The sequence below is a fragment of the Virgibacillus phasianinus genome (assembly GCF_002216775.1).
GTDB classification, from domain to species: domain Bacteria; phylum Bacillota; class Bacilli; order Bacillales; family Amphibacillaceae; genus Virgibacillus_F; species Virgibacillus_F phasianinus.
Window position 1 is genome coordinate 641,311 of the sequence record NZ_CP022315.1, and the last position, 22,617, is coordinate 663,927.

The following is a 22,617-nucleotide window of genomic DNA, read 5'->3' on the forward strand; positions in this document are numbered from 1 at the left end:
GGTGTCTATTATTTAGTCACTAATGTAATATTAGTCGCGGTTTCTGCGTTTTTGAAAGTTCCCTTTACGATTATTGCGTCCGCCTTGATTACGACCACCCTGGTTGCGTCCACCTTGGTTATTACGGCCGCCTTGATTGCGTTGCCCGTAATTACGCTTATTCCGGCGATTATTATCTTTTCCACCACGTTGATGTGCTTTTTTAACACTGATCGGTTGCACGGATGAAATTCGAACTGGAATATCTCTTCGCTCTTTAGTCAGCATTTTTAGCGCAGCTGCAATAACGGAAATTGAATCATGATCCTGCAACAACTCATTGGCTGTTTCATGATATGACTTTAAATCATTTTTCTCAATTGTCTTCATTAATTTCTCAACAGTTACTTGTTGTTGTCCGCGTTGCGCGTCCTGATTAGTAGGTGGCATAAGTCGCTTCATTTTACTCTTTGTAACTTTTTCAATTAAATGAAGATGCGCCATTTCCCTTGGTGTAATGAATGAGATAGCTTCACCTGTACGTCCAGCACGGCCAGTACGACCTATACGGTGAACATAGCTTTCCGGATCCTGTGGAATATCAAAATTATATACATGGGAAACGCCTGATATATCCAGACCGCGTGCCGCCACGTCTGTCGCAACGAGGATCTCAATACGGCCGTTTTTAAATTTATTTAAAACCGACATACGCTTACCTTGAGTCAGATCACCATGAATACCTTCAGATCGGAAACCTCTAGCCTGCAGGCCTTCAGAAATTTCATCTACCCGTTTTTTGGTACGACTGAAAACAATCGCAAGGGTAGGAGCATTAATATCAATATGATTGCTCAAAGTATCAAATTTCAACCGTTCTGGAACTTCAACAAAATATTGATCAATATTTTCTACTGTCATTTCTTTCGCTTTTACTTTTACTTCTACTGGAGATTTCATTAATGTGTTTGCAATCTCACGAATTTCTTTTGGCATCGTTGCTGAAAACAGCAATGTCTGGCGATCTTCCGGAATACCTTTAAGAATGTCACGAATATCATCAATGAATCCCATATTTAACATTTCATCTGCTTCATCTAAAACTGCAGTTTGAACGTTATTAATTTTGATTGTTTTTCTGCGCATATGGTCCAATAAGCGTCCTGGAGTCGCTACTACAATATGTGGTCCGTCTTTCAATGCACGGATTTGACGATCCATGTGCTGACCACCATATACAGGCAGTGTACGAATTCCTTTAAATTTACCCAAGCGATTAATTTCTTCGCCAACTTGAATAGCGAGTTCCCGTGTTGGTGCCACCACAAGGCCTTGAATCGTTTTCGCTGATTTATCAATTTTTTCGATCATCGGAATTCCAAATGCTGCTGTTTTACCTGTCCCTGTTTGAGCTTGTCCAATTACATCTTTCCCCTGCATCGCAAGTGGAATTGTTTCTGCTTGAATTGGTGTCGCTTCTTCAAATCCCATTTTTTCCAAAGCCTTCATAATGGGACTTGATATACTTAATTCTTTAAATGTTGTCACCTAATAGTCTACTCCTTTTTTCCTCAAAAATTTATTCGCACAAAAAAGGCATCCCCCATTCATGGAAAGAGGCCTCACTTTTATTAATTCATGCACTAAATAATAGTTCTTATATCATAACATACAACACATAAAGTAATCCACTGTCAAAAAGATACTTTAATGATTTTTTATCATCAGCATGATAAACTGTGATAAAGTGAAACTCAACTTAACAGGGGTTATTTACTTGTTAATGCGATAAATTGTTTGTTATGAACATAAAAGTAAAAGGAGGGCTCTAATGCGTATGCCTCCGTTCAACCCATACTTTGCGGTTGTCATCGGCGTTTTCGCTGTTTCCACGTCTGCGATTTTAGTTAAGTTGGCTGATGGAGCACCTGCATCCATCATAGCGAATTATCGATTATTATTCGCTGTGCTTATTATGTCACCCATTGTTCTTTTATATTATCGTCATGAATTTAAAAAAATACAAAAAAAAGACTGGATTCTAGCCATATTTGCCGGAGTTTTCCTAGCTTTCCATTTCATTCTCTGGTTTGAATCCCTAAATTATACATCTGTTGCAAGCTCAGTTGTACTCGTGACTCTCCAGCCAATCTTCGCGTTTCTTGGCACGTATATATTCTTTCGGGAACGGTTTACGGCTGGAGCAGTAATCAGTATGGTAATTGCCCTTTTTGGAAGCGTTATAATCAGCTGGGGTGATCTTCAAATTAGTGGAATTGCACTATTTGGAGACATTCTTGCTTTATTAGGTTCCATGATGGTAACAGCCTATTTTCTAATTGGACAGAATATGAGAAGAAGATTATCCCTAATGACTTATACATTCATCGTCTACGGAATCAGTTCAATAACACTCATCATTTATAATGCGAGCCTGGGTTACTCTTTTGTCGGTTACCCCGCCAACTATTGGTGGATTTTCATTCTGTTAGCTATTATTCCAACCTTCTTAGGTCACACCATGTTCAATTGGGCCCTTAAATGGCTAAGTACGTCCACCATATCAATGGCGATTGTATTTGAACCAATCGGTGCGTCCCTATTAGCCTATATCATCCTGAACGAAGTTGTCACTTGGTCACAGTGGCTTGGTGGAACAATCGTGTTATTCGGTCTCTTTCTCTTTATCATGAGCACTACCAAGAAGCGAAAGGTTACAATTTCTCATAAAAAATAAAGATATTACCTAGTATACCAGTAACTGGTATACTAGAACCAAATCTAAGTAAGAAGGTGATGGCATGCGTATCCAACTAATGACAGACGGTGGAGCCGATCTTCCAGCACGATTAACCGAAACACTGGATATTATCATTGTACCACTGTATTTACATTTTAAAGATCAGCAATATATCAGTGGTGTAACCTTGAGCCTTCAAGAGTTTTACCAAAAAGTCAAAGTTTCTGATGAGTTGCCAAGGTCCTCAGCTCCAAGTCCCAATGACTTTTATGAGGCATATAAAAAAGTTGATCCTGCCACACCAATCATTAATCTTAGCCTTACAAAAGGGTTAAGTTCAACCTATGAGAATGCGGTAGCTGCAAAAGAAATGCTGCTTGAAGAAGAACCAGCACGCCAAATAGCCGTCATCAATACGAAAACAGCTACATGCGGTCTTGCCCTGTTCCTTTATGAGGCAAATGATAAGATTAGGCAAGGCTATACATTTGACCAATTAACCGCACATTTGACGCAGTGTTCAGAAAAAGTAATAACACTTGTCGCCTTAAAAACGCTTGACAATGTGATAAAGGGCGGCAGGCTTGATAAAGTACGCGGTGCAATTGCGAAGACACTTAACATCAAAGTATTAATGCGCAATAGTGAAGAAGGGGCTCTTGAAGTAGCAGAGAAAGTTCGTGGAGATAAGAAAACAATCCGGCGCTTGATTGAACAAATTGGAGAATACACGAAAGACTTTGAAGAAAAGACCATTGTTATGTCACATTCCAATGCGGAATCACGCGCTAAAGGGATATTGGAAGATATCATGAACCGGTACAAATTTAAGGATTCTTATTTAATGGATATGGGCCCGCTCATTTCCACCTATGCGGGTGAGGGTGGCATTGTGTTATCCTTCTATAAATGAGCAAAAGGAGTGTGCTATGTTTACCAGCATACTCCTCTTATTATGGGTTCGCCACTTGTTTGGATAAAAAGTTATAAATCATCAGATTCAATGTGTCCTTATCTTCTCCAAGGCAAATTAAATGCCTGGAACGTTCAAAAAAAACAACTTCCTTCTCTTTTGAATTAATTTCTTTATCCAGGAAATAGGCCGTTTTATATGGCACCATTCCATCCTTCTGCCCCTGTGCAATTAACACATCCGAATCGACCTCTTTTAAATATGGTTTTGTGAATTTAACCAGCTTCAGAAATTCCAAATTCGCTTTAAGTGGTACTGCTCCGAGCTTTTTTCTGTAATGGATATACAGTTTGTTCTTTTTAATATTTCCTTTTAATCCATCCGCACATACCTGTCTGATGTCAATCACAATCTGTTTTAAAGATAAGTACTTTCTTGCTGAAGCTAATAGAACAAGTTTATCCACTTTATATTTTGCTGCTAGATACGATGCAATCATTCCACCCATCGAAAATCCAATTAAGTAAACTTCATCATATTTGTCCAGTAACTGTTTTAATGCGTTTTCAGCTGCGTTAATCCATTTTTTATGTGAAACATTTTTAAGTGCCAGCTTTCTTCCATGTCCTGGTAATGTTGGTACTTCTATATGCCAATTTGTTTCTTCTTTTAAAAAGTTTGATAACGGCTCAATTTCATAAGGGCCACCAGTATATCCGTGGATAAGCAGGCATGCAATCATAGAAATTCTCCTTTCCTATACTTATTTATCCCAATTCTGGGCAGCCTATTACAATATTTTGGAGCTTTCCATTCCCAGGATTGGGTTGTTTTACAAAATGCTTTTTCATGAAAAAAAGCCGATGATTAAACCCGAAGTAAACATCCGCTTTTCCTCTCGTTTCCCTATTTAAGACTCTTCATAATGGATCCAAATTGCTTTACCATTGGCGTAATCTGCTTAAAGGTGTTTGCTACCTGCCCTACCGTAGATAACATTTTATCAAAGTCAACATCCCCGTTTTTATCCTTAAATTGATTCAACATGCTGGCTACCTGCGGGGGCTGATTTACATTCCCGTAGAAGTTCTGTTTTGGCTGCGCATAACTATGCCAGTTACCTGGCTGCTTCGGTTTTGCATAATATTGGTAGGCGGTGGGATTATATGGTGGTATGTTTGGCTGATGCCACTGCTGATTATAATGTTGTGGACGATTTGGATTATAATTAAACGGCCGCTGATGATAATTTGGCCTACTAAACATTTGACACACACCTCTTTTACGTCTGTTTCTACCTAGATTATGCAAATTAGAGTATGATGTGCAAATGGCCCATCCACATTACCTTTCATAATGGTTACTTAAATCGGCTAAACCTAATTTATTTTTTAATTCACTTTCCCGGAAACCCAGTACTGGATCATCATTTACAAATGTTGCCGGCGTGCCATATATTCCATGCTTTTGCATTTCCTTTAAATACCCCAGATTGTCCGAAATGTTCTTCTCTGTATAGTCCAGTCCCCAGCTATTCATCTTTTCTACTAGTTTTTTACACTCAGAGCAGTAATTGCATGTATATATAGTCACTTTTTGTTCTATCATCGATGTCCCCTCCCGAAATAATATATGTATTTTCTATTCCCGCTCTTTTACTTATTAAACACATTTATTACTTTAGTATTACAAAGCAATTACAGGAAAATTTAGAAAAAAAAATACATCCAGCGTTTTTCTCTCACTGAATGCATGTTTACCCGATAGCTGTCCCCAGTTTTTTCAGAAGGTTAATTGCCTTGATTTTTTCGGCTTTGCTTAATCCTTTTAATGTATCCTCGATTTTTCGCCAATGATCAGGAAATATTTCATCCAATAAGGCTGTTCCCTTAACAGAAATATAGGCATACGTTACTCTTCCGTCAGTTGGACAGGGTTTTCGGTAGAGAAATTCCTTCCTTTCTAATTTATTTATTACGTAGGTAATACTTCCACTTGTCAGAAGGATCTTTTCCCCTATTTTTTGCAATGGCTGTTCCCCGCGGTGGTAGAGCAGCTCCAGAACGGCAAAATCGGTTAGGGTCAGCCCATTGGAACGCATATCAATAGCGACTTCATCCATCATCGCTCTGTATGTTTTTGATAGGACGACGAATAATCTCAGTGAGGGATCTTCTTTTTTTATTGAAAAAGAACTGTTTTCTTTATCCATTTAGTCCTTCACCCCTTTTCTGCTTTTTATCAAAGACCAATAAGCCGATAATAATAACAAAGCTTAACGATAAATATGGATAAATCCCACATAGTGCAACAAGAACTAACAAAAAGAAGCCTAACAACCCATTGCCGTTAATATAGCCAGTTTGTTTGGATAAGGATGTAATCACCTTGTCTATTTTGGTATGATAAATGAACAAAAATGTGCTCACATAAAAAATTACCTAGAAAGGTGTCCAAAGGGAAAAATTGATTATCTCCTGAATGATAATCGGAATGAACAGCGGGATACTTCCATACCCTGTCCATTTCATAAACGAGTGTTTATACCCCGTTAAATCCCAGGGAAGTATTTCTAGGATATCTGATAGAAAACGGTCACTAAATAGGATGGCGGCAACTGTTGCATAGATATAAATAGCAAGCGCAACCCCAATATGAAATACCAAATTAGAGATAAAGGTTGCCACTGTAAGCATCAGCAGCAATGCTCCAACCGATTTAAGAACTAAATCAATGTTTTCATTAAGTAAATCCTAAAGACTCGATTATAGATTGCTTGCTTCGAATACGTAAAAGGTTTCTTTTGACCAGTTGAATTTCTAAATGCACTATATTTCCTTTGTCGTTTAGCAGATTATTTTCACCGATTTCAACGTTCACCATACTAACTTCCATTGCTTTCATAGTTATCACCTATTTACTAGAATACTATAGTTACGAGGTGATTTGTTGAATGGTTTCAGGAATTGAGCAGCGGTGGCTAAAACTTGTATAAGATTACGTGCATTAAAATAAACTTCCTATCTGTAATCGTTCGTCTTTCGAGATAAACATTTTATTTATGTCCAGCCTCATTATTTATTTTCCTCTAAATTTGTTTTATCTCTTGATCCTTATGTTACGATTTTTTCCTTCTAACACTTCAAAAACGCCGTAAAGAAAAAGGCCCAATGATATAATTCCAAGTAACAGTTGCCCATATGGCTCGTCTGCTATTTTCGCCAACGCACCATCAATTCCCATTGCTTGGCTTGATTCCGATGTCCAGCCGGAATGCATAAGGAAACCACCCAGTACACCAAATGTAATGCCTCTGGCAACAAATCCGATTCTGCCGATAAGCTTCATAATAAACCATTCTTTCGGGCGCATCTGACGGGTCTTCAATTTATTTGTGAATGTCCCTCTGATTCCGTAAAGTGCCTGAATGACTGCAAAAATTACAATACTTATTCCGGTTATCCCAATGGCAAAACGTCCGATTGGTATATCCAAAGCCTTTCCCATCCAAAGTTCTTTCTGATGTCCCGTATGACCAGAATGAATAGCAATCATAGCAAACTTGATACCCAGTCCTACATAAAACGATGCTGAAAAGAAATAACCAACCCGAATGAAAAAGCCTTTAAACTTAGATCCATGGTAATCCGGTTCAATTAATACCTGGGTAACTAGCCATGTTATATAGCCGGTAAGTCCCAAAACGACGAACCATAAAATGGCCTCTCCATACGGCTTACTCGCAATGGCAGCAATCGCCCCACGCTTCCCGTTTTTTTCGCCGATGCCCACTGCTGTCATCATGGAAATTAACCCAATTAATATGTAAACAAATCCTTTTGCCGAAAACCCTATCCTTGAATACCATCTGATCCATGGCTTTACATTATCCCCGGCATCTTTCCTTTTTAAAAAAATTCGTATTTTATTTATTATGTTGTCCATTCAGTCACTCACCCTTATAAGAAACCCTAATAAGGGTATATTCCCTATTCATCCAAACATTATCACACTAAATGGTTTCTGTCCCTTTAACAAAACGAACATGTTTAGGAAGTATTGTAATGGAGGCTGGTGTTGATCCATTTATTTCTCCATCCATGTCCACATCCTTTGCAGTGTCTGTATCTATTTTCACGCTGGCTGCTTGAAAGTGAATTAATTCTGAGAGTTGATCAGGATCTGTGGTTGGTTTATTCATTGATAAAAATTCACGGAAGGAAGCAAGATTTGACGTTTTTATGATGATAACATCCAGTTTTCCATCACTTGGATCTGCGGTTGTTACGGGGAGTTCTTTAGCCCCAATAAACCGGCCATTCAGCATTAGGATAAGGACTGCTTCGCCTTCATATGTTTCGCTCTTTGTTGTTAGTTTGTAGGTGAATGTTTCAGCTTGATTAACGGTCCGCAATGTACTCAGATAATAGCTGAGTACTCCAAGACTTTTCTTCTGGTCCGGATTTATATTCCGTGAGGCCTCTGAAACAAAACCAATACCCCAGAAGTTAAGAAAATATCTGTCACCAGTCTTGCCAAGGTCAACATCAACAATTTCACCTTGTGCTATTCCTTCTGCTGCTAGTTTCAGATTCTGGGATGTCCCCAGCATACGGCTGAAGTCATTACATGTACCACCAGGCAAAATACCGATAATTGGCCTTTTTTCAAGTGGTGCAATGCTATTTATACACGCATGAATTGTTCCATCACCGCCTAGAACAATAATTATATCCGCAGACTCAGAATATTGGATGCATGTCTGTTTCACTTCTTCAATTGTTTCTGTCTGAATGACAGACAAGTCTTTAACCGATTTAGAAATAGTTGGCAATGTTTGAGCAAGCTTTTGTTCAATATCATCATTTCCGGCATTACTGTTATATAAAAATAACCCATTCTTATACCGTATCATTCCATTTCCCCCTATAGGCAGGAACAGCCCTCCACGGCTTTCGCCGGGGGACTGTTCGTATACCCTAATCTTCATCCTGTTCGATGGAAACTACAATGACCTCTCCTGTATATGCGTTAATATCTATTTCAGCTTCTTTTTTACCCTTTTTCACTTCGACTTCATAGATTAAATGGCCATCATCTTCGTCAAGCTCTATACTTGTTACCTTTCCATCAAACTCCTTGCGTGCGATTTCCTCGGCCTTATTATACTCAATAACGGCTTTATTTGCAGCTTTTGTATCATTATTTTGCTGTTTTTCCGCCTTTACATCTTTATCATCATCTGCATCAGTATCGTCCGGCTGATCCTTGGAAATTGGCTTTTCCTGCAAGTGAAGCACCTCGCCAGTACTTCCATCAAGCTTTAATTCATACTCTTTATCTTTACCTGAAATTTCAACTTCGTATACTGCCTTGTTCTTTTCTTTATCCAACTCCAGCTCAGTAATTTTTCCTGGATACTGATCCTCTACCAGCTTCCGAATATCATCTGATGACATGGACGCTTGAGCCTGTGATGTTGATGAATTGTAAATACCGAATCCCAGAACAGCTGCTGCAATAATTGCTCCTGCTGTAATCTTTTTCTTTTTACCCATCTTAAATTCCTCCTTTTCTTTCTACTCCAATCATATCCCTCACGTCTGAAAGAATAGAGTGAGCAAGATTAGAATTTGATGAGAAATTAATTAATTCCTTCTCACAACTGGCAAAACAACGATAAATGTACTTCCCTTATTCAGCTGACTTGATACAGTTAGCTTACCCTGATGTACCTCTACAATTGCTTTGGCAATAGCAAGTCCTAGACCTGTCCCCCCATTTTCTCTATTTCTCGCCTTATCAACCCGATAAAAGCGGTCGAAAATGGCTGCCTGTTCTGCTTCCGGGATTCCCTGGCCACAATCCTGAACTCCAACAATGACATTCCCATTATCCGTTGAGATGGTTACGGTAACCTCATCATCACTATATTTACATGCGTTATCAATTAAGCTATAGAAGACCTGTTTAAGTTGTTCAGCATTAGCTCTGACAACTATTGTATCACGTTCGATGTTTGTCTTGATGGAGCGATCATACGCACCATTAAATACAGCAACTACATCTAAACACAAATCCACGAGGTTCACATCTGTTAATGTGCTGTCACTCTTACTTTTTGCAAGAAGCAGCAATTGTTCCACCAATTTCTGCATGCGATCCGCTTCAGATTCGATTGCCCCAACCGATTCATGAAAAACTTCCGGTCTTTCCAATCCTCTTCGTTCCAGAAGCTGTGCATAGCTTTTGACTATGGCTATCGGCGTTTTCAATTCGTGGGAAGCATCCGAAACAAATTGTTCCTGTTTATCAAAATTTGTTCTCAGATGATCGATCATTTCGTTGAATGTTTTCTCCATTTGATATAATTCATCCTTGGAATGATGGCGTACTGGAATCTTTCTCCACTCGTCCTTTTTTTTATTGGCGTTCATCGTATGAATCAATGCCTGAATTGGTTTTAAAATGAAACCACTCACGATTCTTCCGGCAATAATAGTTGGAATTAGCATAATGATCGAAGCACCGATTACAACATACAATAGTGTTTGCATCGTATGTTCAAGCCCTGTCAAATGTTTGGATATCTGTAAAGTAACCACATTTCCGTTATTCCAGATAACCGGTTTAGCAATAACTGCTGCATCAGCATGATTGTCACGCCTGATAACTTCATGTATTTCACTGTTTGAAAATTGAATTGGCAGACTTGTATATGCACTGTGCTTCGTTACAGTACTAAGCAAATTCCCCTGTTCATCAATAGCCCGGATCATTCCATTTGTTGGTAAATAGGCACGCAATAACTTGCTTTTAGCAATACCAGGATTTTCATTTAATGTACTGGTTATTGTTTCGGTTTGTGCATTTAATTGCTCTAATTCATTTTCAACAGACAATTTATAAAAAAAGTAATAGATTGATGTATTGACTAATAGTATTAACACCAGCATGAATACACTTGAAAATAACTGGATCTTTGTTCGAAGCTTCATTCTGATGGATCCTTGATCATGTAGCCAACACCACGAATTGTATGAATATATTTTTGATCAAAATCTTTATCAATCTTTTGACGCAGGTACCGGATATAAACATCAACAACATTCGTGTCGCCGGCATAGTCATATCCCCATACCTTTTCAATTAATTGTTCACGGGTCAGAACAATATTTTTGTTTTGCAATAGGTATATAAGTAAATCAAATTCACGCGGCGTTAATTCGATTTCTGAAGAAGAGCGGATAACTTGTCTGGTATTTAAATCAACATGAAGGTCACCAGTATATAATTTATTTTTCTTGTTCTGTTGTCGCAAATGAACCCTGACACGTGCCAAAAGTTCTTCAATTTGAAATGGTTTTGTTACATAATCATTTGCCCCTGAATCCAGACCGCTGACCTTGTCATAAACCTGATCACGAGCAGTCAGTAGTATAACCGGGGTCTGTTGATCGTTACGCCTAATCCGCCGCAGCACTTCTAATCCACTTAACTCGGGCAGCATGATATCAAGTAATACCAGATCCCAATTCTTTGTTTCAATCAATTGAAGGGCATCTGTTCCGTTATCCGCAATTTGTGTCTGATAATTTTCATATTCAAGTTCCAATTGCAGGACTCTGCTGAGTTTTTTCTCATCTTCAACAATTAAAATAGCTGGCCGGTTCATTTAGATCACGCACCTTATTCATATCTTTTAATGTACTATACCAAATATAATGGAATTTGTACTAATATAAAGTGCAACGGGAGAATTACTGCTCGTCAAACCGCCATAAAACATATGCTTTGCAATTCACCTGCCACTAGTTAGATAATGTTATAATAAAATATATCCTGATTTTAGCTAGATTAAGGAGTGATGTGTATGCTAGCACTTGATCATATTGTTGTTGCTGCTACAAATGCAGAGGAGTTAAGTGCAATGTACGGAAATCAATTCACGATTAAATCAATAAAGGGTGGTCAGCATAATGACTGGGGCACCCATAATTATTTGTCCTATTTCTCAAATGATAGTTATATAGAATGGTTGGGATCTTATGATAAGGACAAATCAAATAAAGCAGATAATCCATTAATTAAACATCTCATGCATGTTCTTGATCATAATATTGTTGGGCCGTTTCAGTTTGCACTGCGCACCACTCAACTTGATGATTACGTTGATCATTTTATCGAGCAGGATATCCCATTTGAGGGTCCCATTTCTGCAATGCGTGAGAAACCCGACGGATCCCTATTGAAGTGGCGAATGCTATTTCCAACTTATGACCACGAATCGGAGGTATTACCTTTTTTGATTGAATGGGACGATCCAAGAGAAGCCTATCCAGATACAAGCCTGTTAAACACCCAAACCATCAGGCAAATAAATTATGGCGGCATCGACAGAGAAACTTTCACAAAGATTTATCAGCTCAAACCAAAAAAACTAAATAAAAATCATTTTCCATTACAAAACAGCAAAATATTCTTTACCGATAATAAAAAACTGGAATTTGATTTAATTTAATAAAAGAGCACCCCGTTAAATTTAACGGGTGCTCTTCATTATTATTTATCAAGTTGTTCGTGTAGAAATTCGCTTACAGATTCAGGAGATTTGGTATATGCACTGTGCTGATGGGCAATTTTTTCACCGTTTTTAAAAATTAATATACTCGGGATTCCCATCACCTCGTATTTTTCAGCCAGTCCTTTTACCTTATCACTATTTAATTGATACCAATTGTAACCTTTAAATTCCTCTATAACATCACCGATAAACATATCCATACGCTTACAATCTGGACACCAATCCGCAAAAAACTTTACAATAACAGGTTGATCACTTTGGATAACCTCATTAAATTTATCTTCGGTTTTGATATATTCCATTAATGAACACTCCCTCGTTTCTAACTACTTTCATTTTACCGAGTTTCCTGTATTTTGTCTTATATTCTGTTTACTAATATTCCACTCTTCCAAGTATATAGGCTACAAGCAGGCCAGTTGCAAACGTAACTACACTTGCAATCAGGAATGAAGTATTTGCAGGAAACCCTGGGAATACAACAAAGATGGAGCCAATTACCAAACCGATTATAAGTGCGAACGTCGCATGGCGATAGTTCTCCAAAAAGAAATTAATAATTTTGCTCATAACTAGAATCCCAATAACAATTCCAACGCCAGTTACCGCAATAATATCCAATTGCAGATTACTTATCGCACCGATAATTGTAGGATAAACCCCTATGATTAGCAGCATAAACGATCCACTGATCCCCGGCAAAATCATCGCACTGCTGGCAATAATTCCTGAGAAAAACAGCAGAATATAAGTTGATGTTGCAATGTTTTCAATAACACCCGGTTCCCCGGCTTGCAAAAATGCCATTGAACCAACAATAATAGCACCAATTACGATTAATATATAATGCTTTACACGAAATGTCTGTTTCGCATCAGCTTCATGGAACAAATAAGGCATTATGCCAATAATTAATCCAAGGAAAAAGAATTGCGTCGGCCCCGCATAATGTTCAAACAACCATTCTATTAACCTGCTTAACAACAGAATTGCGATCCCTACGCCAATGCCAAGCGGAATCAAAAAGCCAAGCTGCTTTTTCCAATCCCTGCTGAATATCCCATTAATTGCTGCTATTAATCGATCATAAATACCTAACAAAACAGCAATTGTACCACCACTTACACCAGGGATAACATCACTTGCCCCCATTAACATACCACGATAAATATTTTTCCACTCCATTTATTGATCTCCTTTAATCCACGCAAACATTTTTTAAGACGTTTTTCGTTTAGTTTGTTGCTAATACTACTGCAGTTGGTAAAAATTGCGACGTATGTGCTGGGCTGTTTCCCACTGCGGACCGTTGTTTTTTGTTTTTCCGCAGCGACCGCCAAGGTGCCAAACATGGTTTTTAGTTACGTCACAGTTTATAAGTTTGTGTCAAAAACAACAATTTTTTAGAAAACACCCTTTTTAAAAACATATCGTTATCATATCAAATAATGGTTGCAAGTTATAAGAATTTTTGATGTCAATTTTCTTTCTCAATAAACTCCAGTTCAGGCATCCACTGGGACATATGTTTTTTTATTTCCTTATAATGCTTTTTGGCATCTGGAAGGATTTTATTTGTTAACTGGTACATCGGTATCACTTCAAATTCTGTTTCATGCTGATAATCAACAAAGGTTGGCATAAACTTCGGTGACACAATGTCAATTTTGGTTCCATCATCTTCACTAACTGTCTTTTGAATAGTGAACCTTACCATACCGCCAATTCTATTATAAAATTCATCCTGCCCGGACAAAAAGTTTCCAAGTGAATAAGCGACAAAGGTTTTGTTACCATTCTCACCTTCTACCCAGTCAACCGGCTGCAGAACATGGGGGTGGTGCCCAATTACAACCTGTACTCCATGATCTGCCGCAAACTGAACCAGGTCTTTTTGTTCCTGACTTGGCATTCTCTCATATTGATTCCCAAAGTGAAGGCTCAGCACAATAACATCGGATAGCTTCTTGGCCTTTTTTATATCTGACGCAATCTTTTCCTTGTCTATTCTATTCACCAAATATTCCTTTCCCTCTGGATCCGGAATTCCATTGGTACCATATGTATACGCGAGAAAAGCAACGGAAATATCTTCTTCTGTTTGCATGACACGTATTTTCCGCTGATCTTTTGGGCTTTTAAAGGCACCAGTATACATCATGCCAATCTTATCCCAATAAGAAATGGCGCTGAGGATTGCGCTTTCTCCTCGATCAAGTGTATGATTATTGGCAATCGTAACAACATCAATGCCAGCATCTTTTAATGCATCCCCCATTGTCTTCGGGCTGTTGAATGAGGGGTATGTTGATAATCCGATATCTGTTCCGCCAATCATCGTTTCCTGATTTGCCATTGTAATGGTCGATTGCTGCAGGAAGGGCGCTACTTTATCCAGCATTGGATTAAAGTTATAGGTTGTTCCATTAAAAGCATCCTGGTAGACGGTTTCATGGATCAGCATATCTCCAATTGCTGAAAGAGTGATTTCATGAACCTCTGTTGTTAAAAAATCAGTATCAATGCTTTTTTCATGAATCTTTGTCTCATTTCCAGATGTGTTTTTTGCCTGATAGTTACGTTCATCATTTGTACAGGCCGTTACCAAAAAACATAGACAAAATAACAATAAAAAGCCGGCCCTGTATCGAAACATAATAAGTCAGCTCCTTTTTATCTATCATATCAATTAATGACATGATTCGACAACATCTGATTAACCAGTGGTACAGTATGCCTCGAACTTTTTGTATATCTCCTGTAAATGATCCCTGTCCAAATCAGATAACCTATCCCAGTCCACGACATCCATAATGTAATAGTGAAATCTCCATACTTTTTTCTTGATTGATTTTTTACTTACAATCGCTATATTGTACAAGACCTCAATCATCGCATAAACTATTGAAACGTCGGACTTGCCATAATGTCGAATTTGATAAAACGATATATAGAGATACTCTTCAAATTTTTTGGGTTTGCAAATGACCCTTAATTTTTTCTTATGATCAGCAAAATATTTATTTTCGTGATAGACTTCCCCAATTTCACTTAGCAGCGCTCCGATTCGATTCAGACAATTAATGGCTGTATGCGGGTCATTAACTGCTGGGGAAATTGCGCGCAATGCGATTTCTACTAATTTCTGCAGCATAAATTCTACATCATCAAGATCAGTCCGTTCATTGCCAATTACTAGAAACTGTTTAAATTGATGATTATCCCTACATTCTTCAGTTTCAATAACACTCATGATCGGTAAACCTTTTGCAACGAAATCACCAACCTGTGCATGAACCTCCAAAATACATCCCTGGCTTGTCGCTTGTTTCATCAGCTCAGCCCACTCAATCTTTTGAATATAACCGGAATCATAAGCATAAATGGCTCGTTTATTGTACGACTGCAATTCCTTTAATTCATCTTTGTCCCAATCCTCATATGCTAAAAAGGTGGGTTCCCTATACGTCTTTTTGATTACCAGTGCACCATCATTTCTAATCTTGCCAATAAGATTGTTTACTTGTATCCATCTTGCTGAATGATGAATAAAGTAAACGAAAAATGCCAAATTTACGATTGCAACAATCACCACAATGATTGGCCCAATAACTGCGGACTCTTTTCCAGCTGTCAACAGATGCAAGAGTGCAAAAATGAAGCCCAAGCAATAGACTCCCAGCACATGCTGGGTTGTTCTGCTCTTCATAAAATCCTGCAGAGTCCGTGGGGAAAACTGTGTGGAATAGGTGGTTAAAACAACCATAATTACAGAAAAACTAATAGTCGTCATCGTTAAAATACCTGTTACAAGCGATGCATATAAATCAATTGCTACCTTGCTAGTTGTAAGCAGTATTTGTGGAATATCATCTTTGAAACTTGCCACAAGCCAACCATCGACTGTCGTTATTAGAGCAAACAACAGAAACGAAGCGACACCATAAACGGCTGGGATAAACCAGAAACTACCGCGTATTTTTATCCAAAATTTTGTTTGATTCATAATAGAACTCCTTCATGCAGTTATTACTCACTATACTTAGTATACCCGCCTACGGCAAAATCGAAAGCAGTTTATTAAAGTTCTATAATCAATGTGTATATGAACACAAAAAACTGGCCTAACACGGTTCATGTCGTGTCAGACCAGTTTGTATCTATACCTATTACTATTTACTGTCTTCCTTTAATTCGGTATATACCACAAGGCGCTGGTTATGTGTGCCTATATCATAGTTGTATTCACCAGTACACGTAATTAAATTCAACATTTTTCTTGGTGTATATCCAAATATCTGTTCTACCGGGGCTTCACCAAGGTCAAAGGCTTTTTTATCAACCACTTCAAAAATTCTGGTTTCTCCGCTTTTACCCGTTACTTTTACTTCATCACCGGCTTCAAGTTTGTGTAAATCCCAGAAGATTCCTTCACCCTCTGGTGTATTTACATGCCCTGCAATTACAGCACTTCCCTGTTCACCAGGTTTTGCGCCTGATTGGTACCAGCCCGCATTATTATAGTCCTCTGGCACACCCATTTTGCCATTGTCCTGTAGGCCAACTTTTTCAACTGAGGCTTCAGCACCAATGCTTTCTATTGAAATTTTATCAGGTACAATTCCTTTTATTGGTTCAGCAAAAGCATCTGAGTAAAAACTTTTTTCTTCTTTCTTTTTTTCCATAGTCATACTTTTCATTTCCGTGTCCGGCTGATCTACTGATTTTTTTTCAGTGGTATTATCCTGATTGTCTTTTTGTTCAGGTTGCGGGGAATCAGCGCTATGCATGTTCCCACAACCAACTAATACTGTTAGCAATAATATAGTTATTATTTTCCGCATTACACTGACCCCCCACCTTCACAAAATTATTTTTCTTCTGATGACTGGTATTTACGGATTGCTACAAATACTGCTAATGCTAGTGCACTTGCACCCAAGATCCATAGCATCATCATGTCATTGTTATTATCTGCTGGTGCAAAGCCAGTTTTTGGCATTTCAGATGGCATATCAGAAGCAAATTTGTCTGGGTATTGAGCAACAATTGCGCCAGAAAGTGCTTTTGAAATGTCATTAGCATAAGCGTAACCTTCATGGAACTTGTTATACGCTTTTTCATAGTCTCCTGCTGCATAAGCATCAAATGAAGCAATTAGCTGGTTAACATGGTCTTGTAATTCTTCTGAAACAGCGTCTGCTTTGATGTTACCTTCTGTAGCAGTTTCCATGAATGCTGAGAAGTCTTCACGATATTGTTTTAACTGATCAAGTGCTTCTTGTTTCGCCGCATCATCTTCAGCAGCTGTCGCTTTTACATAGTCTACAAAGTAACCAATATGGTTGCTCCACATTTCTTTAAATTTCGCTGCAGCTTCATCACCATATACAGATCCGATTGCTGCTGATAGTTTATCAGTATTTTTAGCTAGCTGTTCTGCGTTAGCCTTGAAAATATCCATTGATTTTTCGCCTTCGATACCATTCTGCATCGCTGTTACAGCAAATGCAACGTGTCCAGAAAGAATGTTATTTAGTGTTAGTCTAAGGTCTGCAGCTGGTGTTACAGCCATCTTATTATCGAATTTCTCAGGGAATTGTGCTGTGATAGCACTTGAAAGTCCCTTAGCTGTCATATATAAGTGTGCTCTTGCATCTGCTTGATTACTAAATGCTTCTTTATAGTCGCCAGCTACATATGCATCAAATGCTGAAATCAACTGATTAACGTGTGTTTGCAGTCCCTCAGCCAATGCATCCGCTTCAACACGACCTTCCGTTGCTTTATCAAGAAATGCTGAGAAGTCTTTACGATATTGGGAAAGTTCATCCAATGCTGCTTGTTTTGCTTCTTCATCTTCTTTAGCAGTTCCTTGTACGTACGCTACAAAGTATCCAACATGTGCATGCCACATATCATAGAACGCCTTGCCTGCTTTTTCGCCATATACAGAAGCAATGGCATCCGCTAATGCATGTGTATTTTCATTAAGCTGTGCTTTTGCTGCTTCGAAATCTTCCGCTCCTTCAATTCCTTTACGCATTGCAATGATTGCTAAGTTTCCGTGTTCAGATAATAATGAACCCAAGTTAGCCCTGAGATCAACAGCTGCATTACTTACTGTTGGTTTCTCCATTGTTTCTGCGTTAACTAAGCCTCCGTTCGCTGAAAATAAAATTGCCGCACTCATTGGTGCTACGACTAATGCTTTTTTCCAATTCATCTTAAAAACATCTCCTTCTAGTTTTTTATTATGTGATTCTACTTAGCTAACGAAGAAGACTTCTATTTGGATCACTTTTTCCTGGGAAAATAAAAAAAACCGCCAATATCATCGCTCCTCGCCCTGGACAAATGCCTAGATCACGGCATTTCCAAGTATTTTTCTTTTTTCGATATTTTTTTATTATTCCTAGGGTGTTTTCTAAAATATTGTTGTTAAACAAAATCTATAAACTGCAAACCGCGACGTAACTAACAATCTTTTGGAAAACAGCCAAATATAAAAAACCGGGACACATCATAATGTATCCCGGTTAATAACTTATTTTTAAATTGGCGAACTTAATAGAATATCACCTTTAGGTTTCTGGCTGTTTGCATTAGGTTCTTTAGTAATGGCGATAGTATCAAATTGATGTTTTCCCTGATAATTCATCAGGTAGGATACGGCACCATTTCCATTCGCATTAGAAACAAAGGTTCCTGCACGATATGGTTTTCCATCCTCCAGCACCCATACCTGATACGTTTCTTCACCTTCAAGTTCTGGAAGATCACTTGCTTGAATAACAAGATTCGTTTTGTTGTTTTGTTCAATCATCATTGCGGTCGCTTCCGCATTTACACCTTCAGAAGGACTTAATGACAACATCTTTTGAATTGTATCAAGTGAAGGCTCCGTTTCCTCCGGTTTAGTAGTAGGACTTGTTTCCTCATCATTAGATAAATATATAAGCGCTGCACCATTACCGATTAATGATAATGTTAAAACAGCTGCGATTAACGGTTTATACCAGCTTTTTTTCTTACTTCTACTCGGCTCATTCCACTCATTGATTGAGGTAACCTTTTCCTGTTCCTGTTTTTCCGGTTCCGGTTCCGTTTCGGGAGTGTTTGTTCCATTTATAACATTAGATAAAACGCGCTGTTTCATACCACTAGGCGGGTCTATAGCTTCACTGCTATACGGAAGGTCTTCCGTCAATTGTTGCAGCTCTGCAAGCTCTTCTTGACATTCTTCACACTCTAACAGATGTAATTCAAATTCTTCTTCTTGTTCTTTTGTTAGCTGGTTATTAAAATAATCAAGCAACAAATCACACGTATTAGACATCATCCTGCCCCCCCCTTTCGTTAACTTGGGACAGTTTATTGCGTAAATGCTTCAACGCCAATCGAACTCTCCCTTTCACTGTACCAAGTGGTATTTCACATGATTCAGCTATTTTTGATTGTGACATTCCTTTAAAGTAGAATAACTCGATGATTTCCTGCTGATCACCTGTTAATTGACCAACCGCCTCGCGAACCTGTTCACTTCGTTCCTTCCATTCAATCTGTTCCTCTGTAGAAGGACCCAAATCATGAAGGGCATCTCGCTCATCCAGCTCATACGGCGTTTCTTTTTTTTTCCTTAGCATATCGATTGTCGCATTACGCGTAACGGTTAATAACCAGGAAGAAAATTTGCCTTTTGATTCATCGAAGTTGCGTTGCCTTGACCATATCTTTGTAAAAACATCCTGCACAACTTCTTCAGCAAGAAATTTATTTTTGGTCATGCGAAACGAGAAGGAAAATAACAGTTTTTCGTAGCGATCATACAGCAGCTCTAATGCGTGTTCATCTTGTGCTTGCGCTCGGTTGAATAATTCAACATCATGTTCTCGCATACCATTCTCCTTTTTAAAAATAGATAGGCTTATCATATCATAATTAGCCTAGCTGGAGAGAGGCAAAAGGTTCTTTCTTATCATAAACCTTCTATATAGTATACGTTTAATATTCACGAATGGATCACTTTTCCACTAATATATATCCGGAATAATGAACCTATATGTTTTAAACGGTAAATTTCTAGAGGGGGGACAGTCCCCCGTTACGCTAAAGTGGTAAAGCAGCGGGGACTGTCCCCCCTTGAAGAAATTATAAATAATTATCGGTATTAGTATTAACATTCTGAGGGAGCTATTCTTACAAAAATGTAAGATTCTTTTTTTGCGCGGTAAATGAAACGTTTTTATGGGATAATCGTAATACAGTCTGGTATAGAGATAAAGGAGGTCATTTCAATGGCAGAACCAGCAATGGAATTGACAGACGTCAAAAAGACAATTGGAAATAAAGAAATCATTAAAGGTCTTTCTTTCACGATTAATAGAGGAGAAGTATTTGGATTTATTGGTCCAAACGGTGCTGGTAAAACGACTACCATTCGGATGATGGTTGGCTTGATGAACATTACGGAGGGTGATATCCGAATACTGGGAAACAGTATCAAAGACAATCACAAAGCTGCTATCCGAGAAGTTGGGGCAATTGTTGAAAATCCGGAGATGTATCCATTCATGAGTGGATGGCAGAACCTTAAGCACTACGCTCGAATGATTCCTGGAATTACGAAGGAACGCATTACTGAAGTAGTTCAATTAGTTGGGCTGGAAAAACCGATCAAAGAAAAAGCAGGGAGATACTCACTTGGGATGCGCCAGCGATTAGGAATTGCACAAGCGTTGTTACATAATCCTTCTGTTCTAATCCTAGATGAACCTACCAATGGATTGGATCCAGCTGGAATACGCGAAATTCGTAAATACATACGAAATCTGGCACAAACAGAAAATGTTGCCGTAATTGTTTCCAGTCACATGCTTGCTGAGGTAGAACAAATGTGTGACCGGATCGGGATAATTAAAAATGGGGAATTGATTTCTACGCAGCATTTGCATGAAACTTCAGAGGAACAAGGACATCAGATACAGATGGAGGTAGACCCATTAAATAAAGCGCTTGAATTGTTAAGGATGCATCATGATGTTGATGGAAAGATTGTTGGGGACGTTATTACTTTCCAGGGCGACAAAAAGAAAATACCAAAGTATATCCAGACACTAGTTGAGAACGAACTATCTATCTATCAAGTTGGTGTCTCCAAAGCGACACTAGAGGATAAATTCTTTGATTTGATTGGAGAGAATACAATTGAGTAATTTCTTTCAGCTACTTGTAAATGAACAAATTAAGACATATATAAAAAAGTCTACCTGGGCGATGTACATCATACTGGCACTTATTATCATAGGAATTGGCTTTATGACGAACTTTTTTGAGGGTACCACCACACCAAAATATGATGAGGATACGTGGCGGCAAACCCTTCAAGATGAAAATAAACAGATAAAGAAAGACATGCAGGAAATGAGCAAAAATGAAGCCGAAATGATGGGTGATTACAACAACTCCCAACTAGAAAAAAACAACTTCTATTTGGAAAATGATATTATGCCAGCAAATTATGATGCATGGCAATTCGTTTTGGATAACAAGACTCTTCTTTCACTAATAACGTTGTTTACCATTATTGTGGCCGCTGGTATTATCGCTAATGAATTCAAATGGGGAACTATCAAACTTTTATTAATAAGACCCATATCACGTACGAAGATTTTATTATCCAAGTACATTTCAGTACTGCTTTTCGCATTGTGGACATTATTATTTGTATTAATCCTATCCTTCCTTGTAGGTGCAATCTTTTTTGGGATTAATAGTTTTGATCCACAGATTGTTACCGATCAAAAAGGTTCATTTGAACAAGTTTCCGTTATCAATCAAATTTTCGCTGCCTACGGATTCCAGTTAGTTACGTTATTAATGATGGCAACTTTTGCCTTCATGATTTCGGCAATTTTCCGTCAAAGCTCACTTGCAATCGGTCTTGCAATCTTTCTTATGTTTGCAGGCACTTCTATTGTTGGGTTCTTTGCTGATCATGAATGGGCAAAATATATACTGTTTGCAAACACAAATTTGGAACAATATGTAAATGGGACACCAATGATTGAAGGAATGACATTAGGGTTCTCGATTGGTGTACTAATTGTCTACTTTATTATATTCTCAGTAATCACGTGGTTATTTTTCACTAAAAGAGATGTTGCAGGTCACTAAAATTTCATCATTACTTCTAATCAAGATAAAATTATGATATACATAAGAAAAGCTTAGGCGACTGGTTAGCGGCGTACAAATAGATAGGACTGTGAAAGTACGGTGAACTTTCCGTACATTCATCAGGACTACCTACTTGCTAGTCGCTAGGAGCCGCAGCTGGATCAGAAAAGCGAAGGCGACTGCCTATCGTAGGGATAGAAAAAATATGTATATACCTTATGT

26 protein-coding genes are annotated in these 22,617 nt (G+C 38.3%); 5 read left to right on the forward strand and 21 right to left on the reverse strand.

Annotation, left to right across the window (positions count from 1 at the left end):
- Positions 1 to 30: 30 nt before the first annotated feature.
- The gene (gene cshA / locus CFK37_RS03225) at positions 31 to 1,527 is read right to left on the reverse strand and encodes a degradosome RNA helicase CshA (protein WP_089060537.1); all 1,497 of its coding nucleotides are present in this window, start codon (positions 1,525 to 1,527) and stop codon (positions 31 to 33) included.
- A gap of 283 nt (positions 1,528 to 1,810) precedes the next feature.
- Between cshA and CFK37_RS03230 the strand changes: the two genes are divergently transcribed.
- Positions 1,811 to 2,716 (forward strand): DMT family transporter, encoded by a 906-nt coding sequence (locus CFK37_RS03230; protein WP_089060538.1) that lies wholly within the window; start codon positions 1,811 to 1,813, stop codon positions 2,714 to 2,716.
- 64 nt (positions 2,717 to 2,780) lie between these two features.
- The gene (locus CFK37_RS03235) at positions 2,781 to 3,632 is read left to right on the forward strand and encodes a DegV family protein (RefSeq protein ID WP_089060539.1); all 852 of its coding nucleotides are present in this window, start codon (positions 2,781 to 2,783) and stop codon (positions 3,630 to 3,632) included.
- A gap of 40 nt (positions 3,633 to 3,672) precedes the next feature.
- Here CFK37_RS03235 and CFK37_RS03240 read toward each other — a convergent pair whose 3' ends face one another.
- From CFK37_RS03240 to CFK37_RS03290, 12 genes are all read right to left on the reverse strand, one after another.
- Complete coding sequence (locus tag CFK37_RS03240) at positions 3,673 to 4,374, reverse strand: alpha/beta hydrolase (RefSeq protein ID WP_089060540.1); 702 nt, start codon at positions 4,372 to 4,374, stop codon at positions 3,673 to 3,675.
- A 164-nt stretch (positions 4,375 to 4,538) separates the two neighbouring features.
- On the reverse strand, positions 4,539 to 4,898 hold the full coding sequence (locus tag CFK37_RS03245; RefSeq protein ID WP_089060541.1) for a YppG family protein: 360 nt from the start codon (positions 4,896 to 4,898) through the stop codon (positions 4,539 to 4,541).
- Positions 4,899 to 4,976: 78 nt separating this feature from the next.
- Positions 4,977 to 5,240 (reverse strand): glutaredoxin family protein, encoded by a 264-nt coding sequence (locus CFK37_RS03250; protein WP_089060542.1) that lies wholly within the window; start codon positions 5,238 to 5,240, stop codon positions 4,977 to 4,979.
- A gap of 148 nt (positions 5,241 to 5,388) precedes the next feature.
- A complete protein-coding gene (locus CFK37_RS03255) occupies positions 5,389 to 5,844 on the reverse strand; it encodes a MarR family winged helix-turn-helix transcriptional regulator (protein WP_089060543.1) in 456 nt (151 codons plus the stop codon).
- Positions 5,837 to 6,061 carry a hypothetical protein gene (locus CFK37_RS03260; RefSeq protein ID WP_089060544.1) on the reverse strand — a complete coding sequence of 75 codons (225 nt, stop codon included), beginning with the start codon at positions 6,059 to 6,061 and terminating at the stop codon, positions 5,837 to 5,839. The genes CFK37_RS03255 and CFK37_RS03260 overlap by 8 nt, the downstream gene beginning before the upstream one ends.
- Positions 6,062 to 6,073: 12 nt before the next feature.
- The gene (locus tag CFK37_RS03265) at positions 6,074 to 6,328 is read right to left on the reverse strand and encodes a hypothetical protein (RefSeq protein ID WP_089060545.1); all 255 of its coding nucleotides are present in this window, start codon (positions 6,326 to 6,328) and stop codon (positions 6,074 to 6,076) included.
- Between the two features lie 46 nt (positions 6,329 to 6,374).
- On the reverse strand, positions 6,375 to 6,536 hold the full coding sequence (locus CFK37_RS19855) for a hypothetical protein (RefSeq protein WP_157724786.1): 162 nt from the start codon (positions 6,534 to 6,536) through the stop codon (positions 6,375 to 6,377).
- A gap of 195 nt (positions 6,537 to 6,731) precedes the next feature.
- Complete coding sequence (locus tag CFK37_RS03270) at positions 6,732 to 7,577, reverse strand: DUF1206 domain-containing protein (protein ID WP_089060546.1); 846 nt, start codon at positions 7,575 to 7,577, stop codon at positions 6,732 to 6,734.
- A gap of 67 nt (positions 7,578 to 7,644) precedes the next feature.
- On the reverse strand, positions 7,645 to 8,547 hold the full coding sequence (locus tag CFK37_RS03275; protein WP_172840447.1) for a diacylglycerol/lipid kinase family protein: 903 nt from the start codon (positions 8,545 to 8,547) through the stop codon (positions 7,645 to 7,647).
- Between the two features lie 64 nt (positions 8,548 to 8,611).
- The gene (locus CFK37_RS03280; RefSeq protein WP_089060547.1) at positions 8,612 to 9,190 is read right to left on the reverse strand and encodes a PepSY domain-containing protein; all 579 of its coding nucleotides are present in this window, start codon (positions 9,188 to 9,190) and stop codon (positions 8,612 to 8,614) included.
- Between the two features lie 90 nt (positions 9,191 to 9,280).
- Positions 9,281 to 10,630, reverse strand: a complete 1,350-nt coding sequence (locus CFK37_RS03285; RefSeq protein ID WP_089060548.1) for a HAMP domain-containing sensor histidine kinase — start codon at positions 10,628 to 10,630, stop codon at positions 9,281 to 9,283.
- Positions 10,627 to 11,307 (reverse strand): response regulator transcription factor, encoded by a 681-nt coding sequence (locus tag CFK37_RS03290; protein WP_089060549.1) that lies wholly within the window; start codon positions 11,305 to 11,307, stop codon positions 10,627 to 10,629. The genes CFK37_RS03285 and CFK37_RS03290 overlap by 4 nt, the downstream gene beginning before the upstream one ends.
- A 198-nt stretch (positions 11,308 to 11,505) precedes the next feature.
- Here CFK37_RS03290 and CFK37_RS03295 point away from each other — a divergent pair, with 198 nt between their 5' ends.
- Positions 11,506 to 12,153 carry a VOC family protein gene (locus CFK37_RS03295; protein ID WP_157724787.1) on the forward strand — a complete coding sequence of 216 codons (648 nt, stop codon included), beginning with the start codon at positions 11,506 to 11,508 and terminating at the stop codon, positions 12,151 to 12,153.
- A gap of 41 nt (positions 12,154 to 12,194) precedes the next feature.
- On the opposite strand, the gene CFK37_RS03300 is transcribed toward CFK37_RS03295, so the two are convergent.
- The 8 genes from CFK37_RS03300 to CFK37_RS03335 all read right to left on the reverse strand — a co-directional run bounded on the left by CFK37_RS03300 (position 12,195) and on the right by CFK37_RS03335 (position 20,114).
- Positions 12,195 to 12,518 carry a thioredoxin family protein gene (locus CFK37_RS03300; RefSeq protein ID WP_089060551.1) on the reverse strand — a complete coding sequence of 108 codons (324 nt, stop codon included), beginning with the start codon at positions 12,516 to 12,518 and terminating at the stop codon, positions 12,195 to 12,197.
- Between the two features lie 73 nt (positions 12,519 to 12,591).
- Positions 12,592 to 13,401 (reverse strand): DUF368 domain-containing protein, encoded by an 810-nt coding sequence (locus CFK37_RS03305; RefSeq protein ID WP_089060552.1) that lies wholly within the window; start codon positions 13,399 to 13,401, stop codon positions 12,592 to 12,594.
- Between the two features lie 292 nt (positions 13,402 to 13,693).
- Positions 13,694 to 14,872 carry a CapA family protein gene (locus tag CFK37_RS03310; RefSeq protein WP_089060553.1) on the reverse strand — a complete coding sequence of 393 codons (1,179 nt, stop codon included), beginning with the start codon at positions 14,870 to 14,872 and terminating at the stop codon, positions 13,694 to 13,696.
- A 60-nt stretch (positions 14,873 to 14,932) separates the two neighbouring features.
- Positions 14,933 to 16,222, reverse strand: a complete 1,290-nt coding sequence (locus CFK37_RS03315; protein ID WP_089060554.1) for a DUF2254 domain-containing protein — start codon at positions 16,220 to 16,222, stop codon at positions 14,933 to 14,935.
- A gap of 166 nt (positions 16,223 to 16,388) precedes the next feature.
- Positions 16,389 to 17,060 (reverse strand): class F sortase, encoded by a 672-nt coding sequence (locus CFK37_RS03320; RefSeq protein ID WP_089060555.1) that lies wholly within the window; start codon positions 17,058 to 17,060, stop codon positions 16,389 to 16,391.
- 26 nt (positions 17,061 to 17,086) lie between these two features.
- Positions 17,087 to 18,442, reverse strand: a complete 1,356-nt coding sequence (locus CFK37_RS03325; protein ID WP_089060556.1) for a copper amine oxidase — start codon at positions 18,440 to 18,442, stop codon at positions 17,087 to 17,089.
- Between the two features lie 327 nt (positions 18,443 to 18,769).
- Positions 18,770 to 19,558 (reverse strand): anti-sigma factor, encoded by a 789-nt coding sequence (locus CFK37_RS03330; RefSeq protein ID WP_089060557.1) that lies wholly within the window; start codon positions 19,556 to 19,558, stop codon positions 18,770 to 18,772.
- Positions 19,548 to 20,114: an RNA polymerase sigma factor gene (locus tag CFK37_RS03335; RefSeq protein ID WP_089060558.1), complete on the reverse strand. Its 567-nt coding sequence runs from the start codon at positions 20,112 to 20,114 to the stop codon at positions 19,548 to 19,550. The genes CFK37_RS03330 and CFK37_RS03335 overlap by 11 nt, the downstream gene beginning before the upstream one ends.
- Before the next feature lie 399 nt (positions 20,115 to 20,513).
- On the opposite strand from CFK37_RS03335, the gene CFK37_RS03340 reads away from it, so the two are divergent.
- Positions 20,514 to 21,431: an ABC transporter ATP-binding protein gene (locus CFK37_RS03340; RefSeq protein ID WP_089060559.1), complete on the forward strand. Its 918-nt coding sequence runs from the start codon at positions 20,514 to 20,516 to the stop codon at positions 21,429 to 21,431.
- On the forward strand, positions 21,424 to 22,392 hold the full coding sequence (locus CFK37_RS03345) for an ABC transporter permease (protein ID WP_089060560.1): 969 nt from the start codon (positions 21,424 to 21,426) through the stop codon (positions 22,390 to 22,392). The genes CFK37_RS03340 and CFK37_RS03345 overlap by 8 nt, the downstream gene beginning before the upstream one ends.
- Positions 22,393 to 22,617 lie beyond the last annotated feature (225 nt).

Excerpts from the sequence above, each read along its gene's own strand:
- CFK37_RS03320 (WP_089060555.1), bottom strand. The coding sequence starts at position 17,060 with ATGCGGAAAATAATAACTATATTATTGCTAACAGTATTAGTTGGTTGT.
- CFK37_RS03250 (WP_089060542.1), bottom strand. The coding sequence starts at position 5,240 with ATGATAGAACAAAAAGTGACTATATATACATGCAATTACTGCTCTGAG.
- CFK37_RS03285 (WP_089060548.1), bottom strand. The coding sequence starts at position 10,630 with ATGAAGCTTCGAACAAAGATCCAGTTATTTTCAAGTGTATTCATGCTG.
- CFK37_RS03295 (WP_157724787.1), top strand. The coding sequence starts at position 11,506 with ATGCTAGCACTTGATCATATTGTTGTTGCTGCTACAAATGCAGAGGAG.
- CFK37_RS03265 (WP_089060545.1), bottom strand. The coding sequence starts at position 6,328 with ATGCTTACAGTGGCAACCTTTATCTCTAATTTGGTATTTCATATTGGG.
- CFK37_RS03255 (WP_089060543.1), bottom strand. The coding sequence starts at position 5,844 with ATGGATAAAGAAAACAGTTCTTTTTCAATAAAAAAAGAAGATCCCTCA.
- CFK37_RS03270 (WP_089060546.1), bottom strand. The coding sequence starts at position 7,577 with ATGGACAACATAATAAATAAAATACGAATTTTTTTAAAAAGGAAAGAT.
- CFK37_RS03280 (WP_089060547.1), bottom strand. The coding sequence starts at position 9,190 with ATGGGTAAAAAGAAAAAGATTACAGCAGGAGCAATTATTGCAGCAGCT.
- CFK37_RS03240 (WP_089060540.1), bottom strand. The coding sequence starts at position 4,374 with ATGATTGCATGCCTGCTTATCCACGGATATACTGGTGGCCCTTATGAA.
- CFK37_RS03230 (WP_089060538.1), top strand. The coding sequence starts at position 1,811 with ATGCGTATGCCTCCGTTCAACCCATACTTTGCGGTTGTCATCGGCGTT.
- CFK37_RS03245 (WP_089060541.1), bottom strand. The coding sequence starts at position 4,898 with ATGTTTAGTAGGCCAAATTATCATCAGCGGCCGTTTAATTATAATCCA.
- CFK37_RS03310 (WP_089060553.1), bottom strand. The coding sequence starts at position 14,872 with ATGTTTCGATACAGGGCCGGCTTTTTATTGTTATTTTGTCTATGTTTT.
- CFK37_RS03235 (WP_089060539.1), top strand. The coding sequence starts at position 2,781 with ATGCGTATCCAACTAATGACAGACGGTGGAGCCGATCTTCCAGCACGA.
- CFK37_RS03275 (WP_172840447.1), bottom strand. The coding sequence starts at position 8,547 with ATGATACGGTATAAGAATGGGTTATTTTTATATAACAGTAATGCCGGA.
- CFK37_RS03315 (WP_089060554.1), bottom strand. The coding sequence starts at position 16,222 with ATGAATCAAACAAAATTTTGGATAAAAATACGCGGTAGTTTCTGGTTT.
- CFK37_RS03330 (WP_089060557.1), bottom strand. The coding sequence starts at position 19,558 with ATGATGTCTAATACGTGTGATTTGTTGCTTGATTATTTTAATAACCAG.
- CFK37_RS19855 (WP_157724786.1), bottom strand. The coding sequence starts at position 6,536 with ATGAAAGCAATGGAAGTTAGTATGGTGAACGTTGAAATCGGTGAAAAT.
- CFK37_RS03335 (WP_089060558.1), bottom strand. The coding sequence starts at position 20,114 with ATGCGAGAACATGATGTTGAATTATTCAACCGAGCGCAAGCACAAGAT.
- CFK37_RS03340 (WP_089060559.1), top strand. The coding sequence starts at position 20,514 with ATGGCAGAACCAGCAATGGAATTGACAGACGTCAAAAAGACAATTGGA.
- CFK37_RS03300 (WP_089060551.1), bottom strand. The coding sequence starts at position 12,518 with ATGGAATATATCAAAACCGAAGATAAATTTAATGAGGTTATCCAAAGT.
- CFK37_RS03290 (WP_089060549.1), bottom strand. The coding sequence starts at position 11,307 with ATGAACCGGCCAGCTATTTTAATTGTTGAAGATGAGAAAAAACTCAGC.
- CFK37_RS03305 (WP_089060552.1), bottom strand. The coding sequence starts at position 13,401 with ATGGAGTGGAAAAATATTTATCGTGGTATGTTAATGGGGGCAAGTGAT.
- CFK37_RS03325 (WP_089060556.1), bottom strand. The coding sequence starts at position 18,442 with ATGAATTGGAAAAAAGCATTAGTCGTAGCACCAATGAGTGCGGCAATT.